Genomic DNA, 16,799 nt, shown 5'->3' on the forward strand with positions numbered 1-16,799 from the left:
GCTCCATGGCCCGCCCCAACATCCTGATCGTCATGGTCGATCAGTTGAACGGAACGCTGTTTCCGGACGGGCCGGCGGAGTTTTTGCACACGCCGAACCTTGGCGCGCTCGCGTCACGGTCGCTGCGGTTTCAGAACGCCTATACGCCGAGCCCGCTCTGCGCGCCGGCCCGCGCCGCCTTCATGGCCGGACAATTGCCGAGCCGCACCGGCGTCTACGACAATGCGGCGGAATTTATGTCCTCGATCCCGACCTTCGCCCATCATCTGCGGCGCGCGGGCTATCGCACCGCCCTCTCCGGCAAGATGCATTTCGTCGGCCCCGACCAGTTGCACGGCTTCGAGGAGCGGCTGACCACCGACGTCTATCCGGCCGATTTCGGCTGGACGCCGGACTATCGCCGGCCGGGCGAGCGGATCGACTGGTGGTATCACAACATGGGCTCGGTCACCGGCGCCGGCGCCGCCGAGATCAGCAACCAGCTCGAATATGACGACGAGGTCGCCTATCACGCCGGCGCCAAGCTCTACGATCTGGCGCGGGGACAGGACGAGCGGCCGTTCTGCCTGACCGTATCCTTCACCCATCCGCACGACCCCTATGTGGCGCGGCGCCGCTTCTGGGACCTTTACGAGGATTGCGCCCATCTCGATCCCGCGACCGGGCCGATCCCCCTCGCCGAACACGATCCGCACTCGCAAAGGCTTCTGAAGGCGTCCGATTTCGAGAAATTCGCGATCACGCCCGAGGATGTCCGCCGCTCGCGCCGGGCCTATTTTGCCAACATCTCCTATCTCGACGAAAAGATCGGCAAGATCCTCGGCGTGCTGAAAGACTGCCGGATGGCGGAGAACACCGTTGTCCTGTTCGTCTCCGACCATGGCGACATGCTTGGCGAGCGCGGCCTGTGGTTCAAGATGAGTTTCCGCGAGGGCTCGTCGCGCGTACCGCTGATGCTGAGCCTGCCGGGCGGCGAGAGCGGGCTGGTGGCCGTGCCGGTCTCGACCCTCGACGTGCTGCCGACGCTGGGCGATCTCGCCGGCATCGCACCCTTCGCCGATGGGCAGAGCCTGTTGGCGACGGCGCGCGCCGGAAGCCGTTCCGGACCGGTGCCGATGGAATACGCGGCCGAAGGCTCCGAGGCGCCGATGATCTCGCTGAGAGACGAGCGCTTCAAGCTCAATCTCTGTGACATCGATCCGCCGGAATTTTTCGACCTGGAGGCCGATCCAGGCGAGGCGCGCAATCTGGCGGCGGAGCCCGGATGCGGCGGGCCTGCGGCCAAGGAAGCCTTCGACCAACTGCGACGGTTGGCGGAAACGCGCTGGAACCTCGCGGCCTTCGACGCGGCGGTGCGCGAGAGCCAGCAACGGCGACTGATCACCTACGAGGCGCTGCGCAACGGCGCCTATTACCCCTGGGACTACCAGCCGCTGCAAAAGGCCTCGGAACGCTACATGCGCAACCACATGGATCTCAACGTGCTGGAGGAGAACCAGCGGTTTCCCAGAGGGGAATAGGCGAGGCGGAGCAACGGTCCTGCTGGCTCCGGGCGACGGCGGTCTGGCGCAAAAATATGCAGGCGGTCTGTTTTTTGCGCTGTCATCGAAGCTTCGTCATTGCGTCACGAACCGTTTTTGAAGCACTGTTACGGGGCGTCTTCGACAAGCTCGGCAACAGGGCCCGAGAGTCGCATCAACGGGTGAGGACATCAGATGAACCGCAAACTTCTCAGCGCAGCCGTCGCGCTTGGGGCGATGATCGCCGGCGCGAGCCAGGCTTTCGCCGTGACCGAGCTGCAGTGGTGGCACGCGATGACCGGCGCCAACAACGAGGTCGTCGAGACACTGGCCAAGGAATTCAACGAAAGCCAGCAAGACTTCAAGATCGCGCCGGTGTTCAAGGGGACCTATCCCGAGACGCTGAACGCAGGCATTGCCGCCTTCCGCGCCAAGCAGATGCCGGCGATTATCCAGGTCTTCGACGTTGGCACCGGCGTGATGATGGGCGCCGAAGGCGCGGTGAAGCCGATCGCCGAGGTGCTCGAGGCGGGCGGCTTTACCTTCGACAAGTCGCAATATCTGCCGGGCATCGTCGCCTATTATTCCAGGCCCGACGGCACCATGCTGTCGTTCCCGTACAATTCCTCTTCGCCGATCCTCTATTACAACAAGGACATCTTCGAGAAGGCCGGGCTCGACACCGAAGAGCCGCCGAAGACCTGGCAGGCGGTGTTCGAGGCGGCACGCAAGATCAAGGAATCCGGCGCGGCCGAGTGCGGCTATACCTCGACCTGGCTGACCTGGATCCATCTGGAGAACTTCGCCGCCTGGAACGACGTGTCCTATGGCACCGAGAAGAACGGATTGGCCGGCACCAATGTCGAGCTGAAGCTCAACGAGCCGATCTATGTCGAGCATTTCCAGGCTCTCGCCGATCTCGCCAAGGACGGCGTGTTCCGCTATGGCGGCCGCACCTCGGAGGCCAAGCAGCTGTTCCTGTCCGGCGAATGCGCCATCCTGACCGAATCCTCCGGCGGGCTTGGCGATATCGTCAAATCCGGGATCAACTACGGCATCGGCCAACTGCCCTATGACGAGAACGCCGAAGGGGCGCCGCAAAACACCATCCCGGGCGGCGCCAGCCTGTGGGTGTTCGGCGGCAAGTCGGACGAGGAATACAAGGGCATCGCCCAGTTCTTCAATTTCCTGTCGCAGACCGACATCCAGGGCCGCCTGCATCAGGCCTCCGGCTATCTGCCGGTGACCAAGGCCGCCTATGAGGCGACCAAGAGCTCCGGCTTCTATGACGAGAATCCCGGCCGCGAGACGCCGATCACGCAGATGATGGGCAAGGAGCCGACGGCCAATTCCAGGGGCGTTCGCCTGCCGAACCTGCCGCAAATCCGAGACATCGCCAACGAGCAGTTCGAGGCGATGCTGGCCGGCGACCAGGATGCCCAGACGACGATGGACAAGATCGTCGAGCAGGGCAACGAGGCGATCGCCGAAGCGCAGTAGGACGCCGAACCCGCAACGCGCGCCGGGCGGTTCGACCGCCCGGCCTTTTCCATGGGCTTCGCTTCACGTGTGGCCTGATTCGGACCCAGGATCGCCGTGTCGAAAGCCGTGTTCCCCAATAAGTGGCTGCCCTATCTGCTGGTCGCGCCGCAGGTGGCGATCACGATGGTCTTCTTCTACTGGCCGGCAAGTCAGGCATTGTACCAGTCGGTTCTGCACGAGGACCCATTCGGGCTGAAGTCGGAATTCGTCGGCCTCGCCAATTTCCAGTCAGTCCTGTCGGACCCGGCCTATCTCAACGCCATCAAGGTGACGGCGATCTTCAGCATCTCGACCGCGGCGCTGTCGATGTCGCTGGCGCTGCTTTTGGCGACCGCCGCCGAGAAGGTAGTGCGCGGACGCGGGCTCTACCGCACGATGCTGATCTGGCCCTACGCAGTGGCGCCGGCCGTTGCGGGCCTGTTGTGGATGTTCATGTTCAATCCGGTGATGGGCACCTTCGCCTATATGCTGCGACGCAACGGTTTCGATTGGAACCCGCTGCTGGACGGCGATCAGGCGATGCTGCTCGTCGTCGTCGCGGCGGCCTGGAAGCAGATCAGCTACAATTTCCTGTTTTTCGTTGCCGCCCTGCAGTCGATCCCGAAATCGCTGATCGAAGCGGCGGCGATCGACGGTGCCGGATCCACCAAGCGCTTCTGGACGATCATCTTTCCGCTGATCGCGCCGACGACGTTCTTCCTGCTGGTGGTCAACACCGTCTACGCCTTCTTCGATACGTTCGGCATCATCGATTCGGTGACCTCCGGCGGCCCGGCCCGGGCGACGGAGACGCTCGTCTACAAGGTCTATGTCGACGGCTTCGTCAATCTCGATCTCGGTAGTTCGGCCGCCCAGTCGGTGATCTTGATGGCGATCGTCATCGCGCTCACGGCCTTCCAGTTCCGCTATGTGGAGAAGCGGGTGCACTATGCGTGAGGCGGAGATACCGCGATGATCGAGCGCCATTCCATCGGCCGCCCGATCGCGCATGTGATGCTGGTCCTCGGCATCGTGATCGTCGCCTTTCCGATCTACTACACGTTCATGGCGTCGACGCAGACGCTGCAGGCGATCCTGCGTCCGCCGCTGCCCCTCATACCGGGCGGCGAATTCGTCGAGAACTATGGCGAGGCGCTGTTCGGCGGCATCGGGCGGATCGGCGGCGTCAACGTCTGGACGCTGTTGTTCAACACGACGGTGATGGCGCTCGGCATCGCCATCGGCAAGATCGTCATCTCGATCCTGTCGGCCTTCGCTATCGTGTTCTTCCGCTTCCGGCTGCGCATGACCTTCTTCTGGCTGATCTTCATCACCTTGATGCTGCCGGTCGAGGTCCGCATCCTGCCGACCTACAAAGTGATGGTCGATCTCGGTATGATCGATACCTATGCCGGGCTGATCCTGCCGCTGATCGCCTCGGCGACGGCGACGCTTCTGTTCCGCCAGTTCTTCATGACGATCCCGTCCGAGCTGGTCGAGGCGGCGCGGGTCGACGCAGCCGGGCCGATGCGGTTCTTCTGGGACATCCTCATTCCGCTGTCGAAGACCAACATCGCGGCGCTGTTCGTCATCCTCTTCATCTATGGCTGGACGCAATATCTGTGGCCGCTGCTGGTCACCAACGACAACCAGATGAACACCATCGTCATCGCGCTGAGGAAGATGGTGTCCTTCGCCGACGCCGATACGCCCTGGCACCTGGTCATGGTGACGTCGATCCTGGCGATCGTGCCGCCGGTGCTGGTGGTCGTCCTGATGCAGCGATGGTTCGTGCGCGGCCTCGTCGAAGCGGAGAAATAAGCGTGGCAGGCATCGAACTTTCCGACGTCCGCAAGGTCTATCCCGGCGGGGTGGAAGCGGTGAAGGGCGTCTCGCTCGACATTCCGGACGGCGAGTTCGTCGTGCTGGTCGGCCCGTCCGGCTGTGGGAAGTCGACGCTCTTGCGCATGGTGGCGGGCCTGGAGACGATCTCTTCCGGGACGATCTCGATCGGCGATCGCATCGTCAACGATCTGGAGCCGGCCGAGCGCGACATCGCCATGGTGTTCCAGAACTACGCGCTCTATCCGCATATGAGCGTGCGACAGAACCTCGAATACGGCCTGAAAAACCGCAAGATGGCGAAGGCCGAGATCGCCCGCCGGGTCGATCAGGCGGCCGGGATTCTCGAAATCGCGCCGCTTTTGGCGCGCAAGCCCGGTCAGCTCTCGGGCGGGCAGCGGCAGCGGGTCGCCATGGGCCGCGCCATCGTGCGCGAGCCGGAAGCCTTCCTGTTCGACGAACCCTTGTCCAATCTCGATGCCAAGCTGCGGGTGCAGATGCGGGCCGAAATCCGCCGGCTGCAGCGCAAGCTCGCGACCACCAGCCTCTACGTCACTCATGACCAGCTCGAGGCGATGACACTGGCCGACCGGCTGGTCGTCCTCAATGGCGGCCGGATCGAGCAGGCGGGTACGCCGATGGACGTCTATGAGCGGCCGGCGACGCTCTTCGTCGCCACCTTCATCGGCTCGCCGGCGATGAATCTCATCCCCGTGGGCGCCGCCGGCGGCAGCATTGCCGGGCTCACCGGCCTCGACGGCCTGGCGGTTGGTCCGTCCGTCGGCCAGACGCTCGGCATCCGCCCTGAGCATATGCGCCTCGTCGAGGAGGCCGAGGCCGCGCCGGGCGAATTGCTCGCCGATCTGACCGTCACTGGCGTCGAGGTGGTCGGGGCCGAGAGCTACGTCTATGGCGCGCTGCCCGACAAGGGTTCGGAGATCGCCGTTCGGGTGCCCGGCTACTCGCATCTGGAGCCGGGAACGAAGGTTCGCGCGGCTGCACCGCTCGATGCCCTGCATCGTTTCGACAGCGAGAGCGGCCGCCGGCTGGATTAAGTTCGAAACGCGGGAAAAATTTCTGGATTGGTCCCTATGAAGAAAGTCGCCGTTGAAAAGGCCCGTGGACGCGTCAATCGCGCTGCTTCCGCGATGAATGGCCTTGAAAAAAGCGCGGACTTCGCCTCGTTTTCCATTGCCTGGACCGACTTTTTGTTAGCAGCCAATAGCGTCTTTTCAATTCTGGAGAAGGGCGCAAAAGACAATGCCACCAGCCGGCAGTGGTACGGAGGAAAGAAAAAACAGTGCCGGCAAGACCCTCTTATTCGATACCTCGTTCAGGCGCGCAACGCCGACGAACACGGCATTGAACCGGTGGCTGTACATGCCCCCGGTTCCTTTGCAATCGGCGCGCCCGGCGAATCCGTCCTCCTAAGTAACATTACGGTCAACGCCGCCGGTCACACAACGGCTCTTGTACATTCTGTCGGTGGGAAATTACCGACTGTAGAAGTTCAGCCCCCACATCCGAAACTCGTTGCTGTCTATGACGATAGATTTGGCGGCGAGTGGTTTCAGCCGCCCACCAAGCATTTGGGTATGAAACTGCCATCCGCTACACCGCTACCCATCGCGCGGCTAATGGTGCGATTTCTCACAAATCTTGTGGACGAGGCGGCGTCATATATCCGCTATCCACCTCACATAGTTCTGAATATATCCAGAACCACGATTTCATGAGGAGCGCCAAATGACTTCTCTCGCAACGCGAATGCACCCGCCTCGATCATATCGCGCGTAACCTCAATCTTATTGCCGACCTGTCGTGAATCATCCTGCAAAATCGATCCTGCTTTCTCGCGTATAGCTCGGGAAATTTTCTCCCCGTGCTCCGCGCTGCTGCGACACTGATCCGGTCGAAGCGAGCGCGGGAGCGGACGATGGCGGTGAATGGAGACGTGTTGGCGGCGGCGCGCCGCATCGAAGCCGAGACCGGACCGGCATCGAGGCGACGGTGCTGATCGCCGTCGCCTTGGTCGAAACCCGCGCCGTCGCCTTTGCGCGGGCGGGCGAGCGGCGCGAACCGCTGATCCGCTTCGAGGGCCATTATTTCGACCGGCTGCTAAATCCGGCGGACCGACAGCGGGCGCGCGCGGCCGGACTGGCCGATCCCCGCGCCGGCCGAGTCCGCAACCCGGCCTCGCAGGCGGCGCGCTGGCGGCTGTTCGACAAGGCGGCGGCGATCGACGCGGCCGCCGCGGCCCAGTCCGTCTCCTGGGGATTGTGTCAGGTGATGGGCGCGCATTGGAAGCGGCTCGGCTACCGGAGCGCGGAAGCTCTCGCGGACATAGCCCGCGCGTCGATCGACGGCCAGTTCGAGATCGCGGCGCGTTTTCTCAAGCTCGGCGGACTCGCGCGGCGGCTTGCTGGTGGCGATACGACTGGTTTCGCGCGCCGCTACAACGGCCCCGGCTACCGCCGCAACCGCTATGACGAGAAGATCGGGGCGGCGTGGCTGGAGGCGCAACGGCTGCTCTCCCCGTCGTCCGATACGCCGGGCGAACTGCGCCGCGGCGCGCGCGGCGAGGCGGTGCGGCGGTTGCAGGCGGCGCTCGTGAGGCATGGCCACCGACTGGCGATCGATGGAATCTTCGGTCCCGCCACCGAGGCCGCGCTGCGAGCGTTTCAGCGCGCTCAGGGCCTCGCGATCAATGGAGTCAGCGATGTGGCGACGCTCCTTCAGCTGCTTCCAGAGCGTGGTCTTGGAGATTGCCGTTGAGGGAATGTTTGGCTTCGCCATCGGGTGGCTCTATGTAACAAGGCACCATGCCCTTGCCCCCTTCGATCGATCCGCAGCGCCACGCCGTTTTCCTCGATTTTGACGGTACTCTCGTCGAGTTGGTCGATGATCCGCAGGCGGTCGCCATCGCGCCGGCGGCGCTCGACCGGTTGGAAGTGCTGCAGGCCGAACTCGCGGGAGCGCTGGCCGTGGTCAGCGGCCGCCGGATCGCCGATCTCGACCGGTTTCTGGCGCCGATGCGGTTTGCGGCAGCGGGGGTGCATGGACTCGAACGCCGCGTCCGTCCCGGCGACGAGGTCGAACGTCTGGCGGGTCCCGAAACCCTCGAGGATGTGCGCGAGAGGCTCGCACAGCCGCTGCGGGACAATCCCCGGCTGACGCTCGAGGACAAGGGCACGGCGCTGGTCCTGCACTATCGTACAGCGCCAGACCTGCAGGACGTTGCCGAGCAGGCGATGGCCGAGGCGACGGCAGGCCGTCATGACCTTGCCGTGATGAACGGCGACAACATCGTCGAGGTGCATCCGGCCGGCATGGACAAGGGCCAGGCGCTCGCCGCGATGATGAAGGATGCGCCGTTCGCGGGCCGCGTTCCCATCTATGTCGGGGACGACACCACGGATGAATTCGCGCTCGAACATGTGCGCGATGCCGGCGGCGTCTCGATCAAGGTCGGCGACAAGCATAGCGTCGCGGAATTCCGGCTGACGGATGTCACGGCGGTCCATCGCTGGCTGGCGGCATCGGCCTGACCACAGGTCTGGTCCGGCAGCGGGATCGCAAACGAAGAAATGTCGGTGCAATGCCGGCCGGGGACAGGAGAAGGGAGACGATGGCTGAGGGGCAGCGGCGACTGGTTGCGGTATCGAACCGGGTTGGACCATTGAATGACGAGGGCAAGGCCGGGGGGCTCGCCGTCGGTCTGTCAGACGCGTTGCGGCGGCGCGGCGGGCTGTGGTTCGGCTGGAGCGGCGAAACCTCGGACGAGGGCACCTTCAAGGACGCGCAGACCCAAGTTCAGGGCGACGTGTCGATGACCACCATCGACATGACCGAGGAGGAACTCGAAGGCTTTTATTACGGCTACGCCAACCGGTCCTTGTGGCCGCTGCTGCACTATCGCCTCGATCTTGCGCAGTTCGACCGACAGTCCGAACGCGCCTATCGCTCGGTGAACCAGCGCTTCGCGGCCCGTCTGGCGCCACTCGTCACGGACGACGATCTCGTTTGGGTCCACGACTATCATTTCTTCTTTCTTGGCTCGGAGCTGCGCCAGTGCGGGTTCAAGGGCAAGATCGGCTTCTTCCTGCACATTCCGTTCTGTCCGCCGGAAATCTTCACGGCGCTGCCGGCCAGCCACGATGTCGTCCGGGCGATGCTCGCCTACGATGTCGTCGGCTTCCAGACCGACACCGACCGCCGCAACTTCCTCGCCTTCTGCGTGCGCGAACTGGGCGGTGAAAAGCTGGAGGGGCACAGGATCAAGGTCGGCGACCGCGTGGTGAGGGCGGATACTTTTCCGATCGGCATCGACGCACCGGGCTTCGAGCGCTTCGCCGTCTCGCCGGAGGCCAGCGAGCACGAGGAGATGGTCCGCGAGATGGTCGGCGATCGGTTGCAGATCGTCGGCGTCGACCGGATGGATTATTCCAAGGGGCTGGTCGAGCGCTTTCGCGGATTCGAGCGGCTGCTGGAGGACTACCCGGAGAATCGCGGCAAGGTGCAGTTCCTGCAAGTGGCGCCGCTGTCGCGGTCGGAACTCGATGCCTATGTTGAATTGCGCAGTGAGCTTGAAGAGCTCGCCGGTCATATCAACGGCCGCTTCGCGACGCTGGATTGGACGCCGATCCAGATCATGACCCGTGGCTTCAACCGGCGGGCGCTGGCCGGCATCTATCGCGCCGCTCGCGTCTGCCTGGTCACGCCCTTGCGCGATGGCATGAACCTCGTCGCCAAGGAATTCGTCGCCGCGCAGGACCCGGACGATCCCGGCGTGCTGGTCCTGTCGCGCTTTGCCGGCGCGCGGGCCGAACTGCCCGATGCCCTGATCGTCAATCCCTATTCGACCGACGATATCGCGCGGGCCTTGCAGCAAGCCCTGACGATGCCGTTCGACGAACGCGATCGCCGCTGGAAGGCAATGCGCGAGGCGGTGTTCGCCGGAACCTCGTCGCATTGGTGCGACGCTTTCCTCGGCGCCCTTGAGAGCGCTGGGGAAAGCTGAGGCTTCTTGGCGTTGAATAGTGTCGGCGGAGACTTTCATCTGTCCGCCGATGTTGGAACGTCCTATGGACGGATGTAGGAATAGTCGTCTTCCTGAAGTTCCATGAGGCGAACCACGCCCGAGGGAACCTCGGTGGCCTCGTCGAGCAACGGAATCTCCTTGCCTTCCTTCTTGGCCATTCCGGCGCGGGTGTTGCCGCAGGCGGCGAAGGACAGATTGGCGATTTCCATCGACATCATCTTAATGCGGTCGGCGACGGGGGATGTGTCGGAGCGCAGCATGTTCAGCCCCGGACCATAGGTGACCACCTCGATGGTCACGTCCTCGCCCTTCTCGTCGTAATAGGCCTTGATGTTCTGGACGTTGTTCAGCGCCATGTTCATCCGTTGGGGGTCGTTCTCATCGATATGGATCGCGACCTTGTGCGGTTCCGCCGCCTGAGCACCCGTCACGCCGCCGGCGAACGGCGCCGCGAGCATGAAGGCAAGCGCGGCGAGGGCCGCGAAACGCGTCATTGCAATTTTCATTGATACTTCTCCCGTTGCGATCCGATGGGACACGGCTCTCAAATCCGCGCACCGTTTGCGGCGGCAGTGTTGCCGAAGCGGTCCTTGATGTCTACGGTGATATTCACAAATACGAATATGTCGGGTTCACGATGGCGCGACGGGGAGGTCTTATGAAGCAAGCGATGGGTGCCGTTCGGGCAGCGAGCCTATTATCTGTCGTCACCGAGATTTGGCGTGGGGCCGCCGCGTTCGCGCATGGCTTGACGGGCGGCGCACCGGTCCGACCCTTCGTATCGTGTCTCGTGGCCGCTGGATTTGCCGTGGTGGCTCTCGGCGTATCGCCCGCGAGCGCGGCGGAAGCCAAGGCTGTCGAACTCTCCCTCAATGATCTGACGCTGACCGGCGACCTGGTGCGCCCCGATAATGTCGATATGAGCCAACCGGTCGTGCTTCTCGTCCACGGCACCTTTGCGCACAAGGACGTCGAGCTGATCGAGGCGCTGCAGGGCGCGCTGGCCGAACGCGAGATCGCGTCGCTCGCCGTCACCCTCTCGCTCGGACGGGATCGACGGGAAGGCATGTGGGACTGCAATCAGCCCTCGACCCACCGGCACGAGGACGCGGTGACGGAAATCAGCGCATGGGTGGACTGGCTCGGCAGTGAGGGTTTCGGGCAGGTTGTTCCGCTCGGCCACAGTCGCGGCGGCGGACAGGTCGCCCTGTGGCTCGCCAGCGTAGGCGAACGCGCCGATATTCCCACCGCGGTTCTACTGGCGCCGATGACCGAGGACGCCGACGCGGCCGCTGCAAGCTACGAACAGCGCTTCGGCGCCACGCTGGTGGATGTGCTCGCCAAGGCAAAGACCGCCACGCCTGACCAGATGCTCGATGTCCCGGGTTTGGTCTATTGCTCGGATACCAAGGCAACGGCCCAATCGGTGCTGTCCTATTATGGGGAGACCCTTGAACGCGACACGCCGACGCTGCTGACGCAGGGCGTTTCGATGCCGGTTCTGGTGATCGCCGCCGGCGAAGACGAGGTGGTTACCGATCTGCCGGAGCGGATGGCGCCCATCGTCGATGGCGCGAAGATTCGCCTGGAGACTGTCGAGGGGGCCGATCATCTGTTCCTCGACTTCTTCGCCGAGGACGCCGCCGATCTCGTTGCGGAGCACATCGCGGCGCTGCCCTGAGAACCCGAGATCTCAACCGAAGGAGAGTTGCTATGAAACGGACTGCCATCAAGGGAGGCGCAATCGCGCTTCTGTTCGCCGGTTTCGCCGCCATGCCAGCCACCGCGGCCGAGACTGTTACCTCCTACGAGACCACTGCGCCGTTCGACGAGGTCCGTCAGGACTTGTCGGACGCGATCGTCAACCGCGGCTATGTCATCGACTACGAGGCGTTCGTCGGCGACATGCTGGCCCGCACCGGCGCGGACGTCGGAGCCGAGAAGACCATCTTCCAGGACGGCCGCGCCAACATCATGCAGTTCTGCTCCGCCGTTCTGTCGCGCAAGGCGATGGAAGCGGACGTCATGAACCTTTCGTTCTGCCCCTATGGTTTGTTCGTCTATGAAAGCGCTGACGCGGCCGGCACCGTGACGGTCGGTTTCCGCCGCCTCGACGAGAGTGGCTCGGATGAATCCAAAGCCGCGCTCGGCGAGATCAACGCGGTCCTCGACGACATCGCCAAGGAGGCTGCCGGCGCCGAATGATCGCCGGGTGATTTCAGGCGGCGGCCGGTGTTTCCGGTCGCAGCCGGATCGCGACCAAAAGTGCCGATAGGCCGAGGGCGAGCACCGCCGCCGAGCCGATCAGGGCGGTGTTGTAGTCCGCCTCGCCGGCGACGAGGAATCCGGCGGCGAGCGGCCCCAGCATTTGGCCGAGGCCGAAACCGGCGGTGAGGATGGCAAAGCCCCGTCCGCCGAGACCGTGCCGCCCGAGCGGCATGGTCAAGACGGTGATGGCCATGAAGGTGCCGCCGAACAGGACGGCGGCGACCAGCGCCGCCGTGCCCGAACCGCTGATGGCCGGCAGGAGGACGCCGACGATCTGGGCAGCGTAGGCGGCGGCGAGGGCGGCGGAAAAGCCGATCCGCTCGGCGATCCGCGACCAGATCAGGCAGCTTGGCAGGCCGGCGAGGCCAACGATGGTCCAGACCCAGTCGCCCATCGCTTCCAGTCCGGGCCGGGATTTGACGATCGCCACGATGAAGGTGGCGAAGACCGAATAGCCCAGCCCCTCGCAACTGTAATTGATCAGCAGCGGCCAGAACGGCAGTGGTCGGGGCACGCGGCGTCTGGGGTCCGGCGTGTCCGTCCGCGCCGGCAGCGTGCGATCGCGAACCTCGATGAAGACGATCGGCGCGAACAGCGCCGCTAGCAAACCCCCGGCGATCCACAGACCGGCCGAATCGAGCACTGGCGCCGCAAAAAGCACGAGCAGGCCCGAGGCGGCGATTCCGATTCCGACGCCGCCGAAGACCCAGCCTAGCCGTGCCTCCGAGCCGACGCGCGCCAGCGACTCGGCGACCATGCCGGCGGCCGAGATCATCGCAAAGGCGCTGGCGAGCCCGGAAATGGTGCGCAGCGCAAGCCAGACGCCGAGCTGGTCGGTGAGCCCCATGGCGAGGGTGGTCAGGATGCTGGCGATGACGCCGATGCGGAAGGCGGCGAGACGCGGCGCGCCGCGCGGGACGAAACTGGCAAGAATCGAGCCGGCCAGGTAGCCGGCGAAGTTGGCCGCCGCGATAAGGCCCGCCACATCGACGCCGAAGCCGTAGTCGCGCTGCATGAGCGGCAGGAGCGGCGTGTAGTAGAACCGGCCGACGCCCATGACGATCGCCAGCGTCAGGAAACCGCCGAGAAGAAGTCGATTGGTCGGGTGCATGGCGAGAACCGGTTCCGTCGACGAGCCGTTCGCGCCGCCAATGGTTCTTTAAAGCATGAATCCCCGCTTCGAAATGCCGTTGTCGCGAAGTCGCGCCCGCGCCCTATGTGGTGGGCGAGATCAGGTGAGGAGACCCATCCATGGCCAACCGTAAATCCCACGCCAAGCGGCTGTCCGACCTGGATATGGACGCGAAAATCCCGAAGGATGAGTACGAGCCGCGGCTGGAAGCGGTGCAGACTCGCTTCCGCCAGATCCAGCAGGCCTATCTGCATACGAAGGACGAGGCCGTGATTGTCTTCGAGGGCTGGGACGCGGCGGGTAAGGGCGGCGCAATCCGGCGGATGGCCAGCGTGATGGACCCGCGCGGCTTCCGGGTCTGGCCGATCGGCGCTCCGTCCGCCGAGGAGCTGGCCCGGCACTATCTGGCGCGGTTCTGGGAGCGGCTGCCGGCAAAGGGCGAGATCGCGGTCTTCGACCGCTCCTGGTACGGGCGGGTATTGGTCGAACGTGTCGAGGGATTCGCCGAGGAGGCCGAATGGCGCCGTGCCTATGAGGAGATCAATCAGTTCGAGGCGATGCTGACCGATGCCGGAACCAGGATCGCCAAGGTGTTCCTCTATATCGACAGGGACGAGCAGCTCGAGCGGTTCGAAAAGCGGCTGCGCGATCCGTTGAAGCGCTGGAAGCTGTCTTTCGAGGATTTTCGTAACCGCGACAAATGGGATCAGTACGAAGAGGCCGTCAATGACATGCTGGAGCGCACTGACACTACGGCGGCGCCATGGCAGGTCATTTCCGCCAACCACAAGAAATACGCTCGGGTGACGGCCCTCACCGGGATCGCCGACCGGCTCGCGAATGGGGTCGACCTGTCGCCACGGCCACTTGATTCCGAACTCGAACGGCGCTTCGAGCGGGAAACGACAGATTAGGGGCACGGTCGGCCACGATGGTGGCCGACCGAAAGCTTTGAACAGACACGCCGGGTTAAAAGCGGGCTATCTGCTTGCCGCGACGATGCTGGCGATAATGCCGGTGGCGGTCGCAAAAAGTATGTAGTCGTTGTCGACCTTGACCCAGCGGTGGCCCGAGGGCGGACGACGCAGTCCGTGGCGTTGCCAGTNTGGCGGTCGCAAAAAGTATGTAGTCGTTGTCGACCTTGACCCAGCGGTGGCCCGAGGGCGGACGACGCAGTCCGTGGCGTTGCCAGTTGGAAACAACCGGCCCCCTTGCGGCGGCCGGCAAATGGGCGCCGCGTCGACGCCAGTCCGCGGCATGGCGAGTATCCTTGCTGGCCTGGCGCAGGGTCCTGCTCGGCGCGGCTGCTCTGTAGGTCGTTTTGGCGTCGTGCGCGAAGGCCGGCACGGCCGTCGTGGCCGGGACCGCGACGGCGAGGCCGAGAGCGATTGCGAGCGATTTCATCATGACGATTCTCCTTTGCTTTCGTCGCGGGAGTAACCACGCCATAAGTCTCTCGATCCAGTTTCAAACTATGTCATTTGTAACGGAGCCAACGGCAAGCGGACGGTCTGTTCGAGACCGCCTGTCTCGCGGTTGGCGACTCCGATCGAACCGCCGGCCTGCTCGACGATCTCCTTGGCGATGGCCATGCCGAGCCCGGCCCCCGGCTTGAACTTGCGTCGACCGGGATCGACCCGGAAGAACGGCTCGAAGGCGCGGTCAATCATCTCGTCCGGTATGCCGGGTCCGTCGTCGGTGATGCTGATCACCGCCTCGCTCCCCTTGCGATGCAGCGCGACCCGCGCGCCCTCGCCGTGGATGGCGGCATTGTCGACGAGGTTGCGCAGCGCCCGTTTCAGCGCGAGCGGCCGGGCGACCACGACAAGGGGCGGTGCGCCAGCCGGCATCTCCTTCACCGGACGGCCGATCTCTCGCAGTTCCGCCGTGATTTCATTCAGCAAGCGATCGAGCCGAACCGGCCCGTCGGGCGTGGTGTCGACCTCTTCGCGCACCAGGCGGATGGCGCTGTCGGCGATGCGGTCGAGTTCGGCCAGATCTTTCAGCCAGACCGCACGATCCTCGTCGGGCAGGAACTCGGCGCGCAGGCGCATGCGCGTCATCGGGGTCCTGAGATCATGGCCGGCGGCGGCGACGAGGCGCATGCGGCTTTCGATCGCCTCGCGCACGCGGCTGGTCAGCCGGTTGAGCGCCGCGGCGGTGGCGCGGACCTCGGCCGGACCGTCTTCCGGGACATGGGCGGGAAGGCCGTCCGGGCCGATCGTCGAAACTGCCTGATCGAGGATGCGAAGCGGGCGTGTCATTTTGGTCGCGGCAAACAGCGAAACCGCCGCCGCGCCAAGGATGACCAACGCCATGTAGGACACGAAAGCAGGCCAATTGCGGGTTCGCATGCCGGGATGGGGCAGATAGGCCCAGCGTCCCGGCGCGAATTCGAAGACGAGCTGCGGCGTATGCGTTCGCATGTCGCCGACCATGCGAACCGGTATGGCGAGGCCCTCGCCGGCCAAGCTTTCGGCAATGCCGCGCGCTTCGTGCACCATCACGCCGTCGCCGGGAACCGGTTCGTCGCCGACGACGATGCCGAGGCGGTCGGCCGCGCCCGGATCGGCCGCGAGAACCGTGGCGACGATGCGAACCTCGTTGGCGAAGGCGTCGCGGAAGCTGTCGCGGTCGGGACGCTCCAGAACCTGCACCGAGACCAGCGCCGCGAGGACCACGACGCCGACGATGGCCAGGACAAGAAGCAAGGCCAGCCGCGAGCGCAGCGATCTCATGGCGCGTCACCCGCGCATCGTTCGACCCGCGCCGCGAACTGATAGCCGCCATTGCGCACGGTCTTGAACAGCCGGAAGACGCCGTTGTCGTTGAACTTGCGCCGTAACCGGCTCATCGTCACATCGACGGAGCGGTCGAACGGATCGGCGGAGCGGCCGTGCAGCAGGTCCATCAATATGTCGCGGGACAGGACCCGGCCGGGTCGTTCGAGGAAGATCATCAGGAGGTCGAACTCAGCGCCGGTCAGTTCGATCTCCTCACCGTCGGGCGCGCCGACGTGCCGGCGCTCCGGATCGACGGTAAAGCCCTCGAACGCATAAAGGGCATGCCCCGACGGAGGCTCCGGTGGATTCTCCCCACCGCGCCTGAGCACCGCCCGGATGCGGGCGGCGAGTTCGCGCGGATTGAACGGTTTGCCGAGATAATCGTCGGCGCCCAGTTCCAGGCCGATGATCCTGTCGACATCTTCCTTCAGGGCGGTCAAGAGGATGATCGCGATGTCCGGCCGGCGCTCCTTCAGGTCGCGGCAGATGTCGAGGCCGGAGCCGTCCGGCAGCATGACGTCGAGCACGACGAGGTCGATGCGCGAATCGGCCACCTTCTGTTCGCAGGCGCGCCGGCTGGCGGCGAGCGAGCAACGAAACCCCTGGCTCTCGAGATACTTTCCGAGCAGTCGTAAGATTTCCGGGTCGTCGTCGACGACGAGAATGTGGGGCAGGCTCATGCGGCGTTCGTC

At 64.5% G+C, this 16,799-nt stretch carries 17 protein-coding genes; 12 read left to right on the top strand and 5 right to left on the bottom strand.

Annotated features, from left to right (window positions below; translation table 11 throughout):
- Nucleotides 1–5 precede the first annotated feature (5 nt).
- The 9 genes from betC to VSX60_RS15865 all read left to right on the top strand — a co-directional run bounded on the left by betC (nt 6) and on the right by VSX60_RS15865 (nt 9,903).
- On the top strand, nt 6–1,520 hold the full coding sequence (gene betC, locus VSX60_RS15825; RefSeq protein WP_327625226.1) for a choline-sulfatase: 1,515 nt from the start codon (nt 6–8) through the stop codon (nt 1,518–1,520).
- 195 nt (nt 1,521–1,715) lie between these two features.
- Entirely contained in the window at nt 1,716–3,020 is a 1,305-nt protein-coding gene (gene ugpB, locus VSX60_RS15830) for a sn-glycerol-3-phosphate ABC transporter substrate-binding protein UgpB (protein WP_327625227.1), read from the top strand.
- A 96-nt stretch (nt 3,021–3,116) separates the two neighbouring features.
- Nucleotides 3,117–3,998: a sn-glycerol-3-phosphate ABC transporter permease UgpA gene (gene ugpA / locus VSX60_RS15835; protein ID WP_327625228.1), complete on the top strand. Its 882-nt coding sequence runs from the start codon at nt 3,117–3,119 to the stop codon at nt 3,996–3,998.
- A 15-nt stretch (nt 3,999–4,013) separates the two neighbouring features.
- On the top strand, nt 4,014–4,862 hold the full coding sequence (gene ugpE, locus VSX60_RS15840) for a sn-glycerol-3-phosphate ABC transporter permease UgpE (RefSeq protein WP_327625229.1): 849 nt from the start codon (nt 4,014–4,016) through the stop codon (nt 4,860–4,862).
- Nucleotides 4,863–4,864: 2 nt separating this feature from the next.
- A complete protein-coding gene (locus VSX60_RS15845; RefSeq protein WP_327625230.1) occupies nt 4,865–5,938 on the top strand; it encodes a sn-glycerol-3-phosphate import ATP-binding protein UgpC in 1,074 nt (357 codons plus the stop codon).
- Between the two features lie 36 nt (nt 5,939–5,974).
- A complete protein-coding gene (locus tag VSX60_RS15850; RefSeq protein ID WP_327625231.1) occupies nt 5,975–6,619 on the top strand; it encodes a hypothetical protein in 645 nt (214 codons plus the stop codon).
- 274 nt (nt 6,620–6,893) lie between these two features.
- The gene (locus VSX60_RS15855) at nt 6,894–7,658 is read left to right on the top strand and encodes an N-acetylmuramidase domain-containing protein (RefSeq protein ID WP_327625232.1); all 765 of its coding nucleotides are present in this window, start codon (nt 6,894–6,896) and stop codon (nt 7,656–7,658) included.
- Between the two features lie 47 nt (nt 7,659–7,705).
- Nucleotides 7,706–8,431: a trehalose-phosphatase gene (otsB, locus tag VSX60_RS15860; protein ID WP_327625233.1), complete on the top strand. Its 726-nt coding sequence runs from the start codon at nt 7,706–7,708 to the stop codon at nt 8,429–8,431.
- An 80-nt stretch (nt 8,432–8,511) separates the two neighbouring features.
- Nucleotides 8,512–9,903, top strand: a complete 1,392-nt coding sequence (locus tag VSX60_RS15865; protein WP_327625234.1) for an alpha,alpha-trehalose-phosphate synthase (UDP-forming) — start codon at nt 8,512–8,514, stop codon at nt 9,901–9,903.
- Between the two features lie 62 nt (nt 9,904–9,965).
- On the opposite strand, the gene VSX60_RS15870 is transcribed toward VSX60_RS15865, so the two are convergent.
- Nucleotides 9,966–10,418 carry a DsrE family protein gene (locus VSX60_RS15870; protein WP_327625235.1) on the bottom strand — a complete coding sequence of 151 codons (453 nt, stop codon included), beginning with the start codon at nt 10,416–10,418 and terminating at the stop codon, nt 9,966–9,968.
- Between the two features lie 164 nt (nt 10,419–10,582).
- Between VSX60_RS15870 and VSX60_RS15875 the strand changes: the two genes are divergently transcribed.
- Nucleotides 10,583–11,605: an alpha/beta hydrolase gene (locus VSX60_RS15875; RefSeq protein ID WP_327625236.1), complete on the top strand. Its 1,023-nt coding sequence runs from the start codon at nt 10,583–10,585 to the stop codon at nt 11,603–11,605.
- Between the two features lie 32 nt (nt 11,606–11,637).
- Nucleotides 11,638–12,129 (top strand): DUF302 domain-containing protein, encoded by a 492-nt coding sequence (locus VSX60_RS15880; protein WP_327625237.1) that lies wholly within the window; start codon nt 11,638–11,640, stop codon nt 12,127–12,129.
- Between the two features lie 13 nt (nt 12,130–12,142).
- On the opposite strand, the gene VSX60_RS15885 is transcribed toward VSX60_RS15880, so the two are convergent.
- Complete coding sequence (locus VSX60_RS15885) at nt 12,143–13,303, bottom strand: YbfB/YjiJ family MFS transporter (RefSeq protein ID WP_327625238.1); 1,161 nt, start codon at nt 13,301–13,303, stop codon at nt 12,143–12,145.
- Between the two features lie 140 nt (nt 13,304–13,443).
- Between VSX60_RS15885 and VSX60_RS15890 the strand changes: the two genes are divergently transcribed.
- Nucleotides 13,444–14,238, top strand: coding sequence for a polyphosphate kinase 2 family protein (locus tag VSX60_RS15890; RefSeq protein ID WP_327625239.1), 795 nt, complete (start codon nt 13,444–13,446; stop codon nt 14,236–14,238).
- Nucleotides 14,239–14,293: 55 nt separating this feature from the next.
- Here VSX60_RS15890 and VSX60_RS15900 read toward each other — a convergent pair whose 3' ends face one another.
- From VSX60_RS15900 to VSX60_RS15910, 3 genes are read right to left on the bottom strand one after another with little or no spacing between them, the layout of a single operon-like run.
- Nucleotides 14,294–14,773 (bottom strand): RcnB family protein, encoded by a 480-nt coding sequence (locus tag VSX60_RS15900; protein ID WP_442873112.1) that lies wholly within the window; start codon nt 14,771–14,773, stop codon nt 14,294–14,296.
- A 23-nt stretch (nt 14,774–14,796) separates the two neighbouring features.
- A complete protein-coding gene (locus VSX60_RS15905) occupies nt 14,797–16,062 on the bottom strand; it encodes an ATP-binding protein (RefSeq protein WP_327625240.1) in 1,266 nt (421 codons plus the stop codon).
- A complete protein-coding gene (locus VSX60_RS15910) occupies nt 16,059–16,787 on the bottom strand; it encodes a response regulator transcription factor (RefSeq protein WP_327625241.1) in 729 nt (242 codons plus the stop codon). The genes VSX60_RS15905 and VSX60_RS15910 overlap by 4 nt, the downstream gene beginning before the upstream one ends.
- Between the last annotated feature and the right edge of the window lie 12 nt (nt 16,788–16,799).

It is taken from the genome of Aurantimonas sp. A3-2-R12, assembly GCF_036016755.1.
In the GTDB taxonomy this organism is placed as follows: Bacteria; Pseudomonadota; Alphaproteobacteria; order Rhizobiales; family Rhizobiaceae; genus Aurantimonas; species Aurantimonas coralicida_A.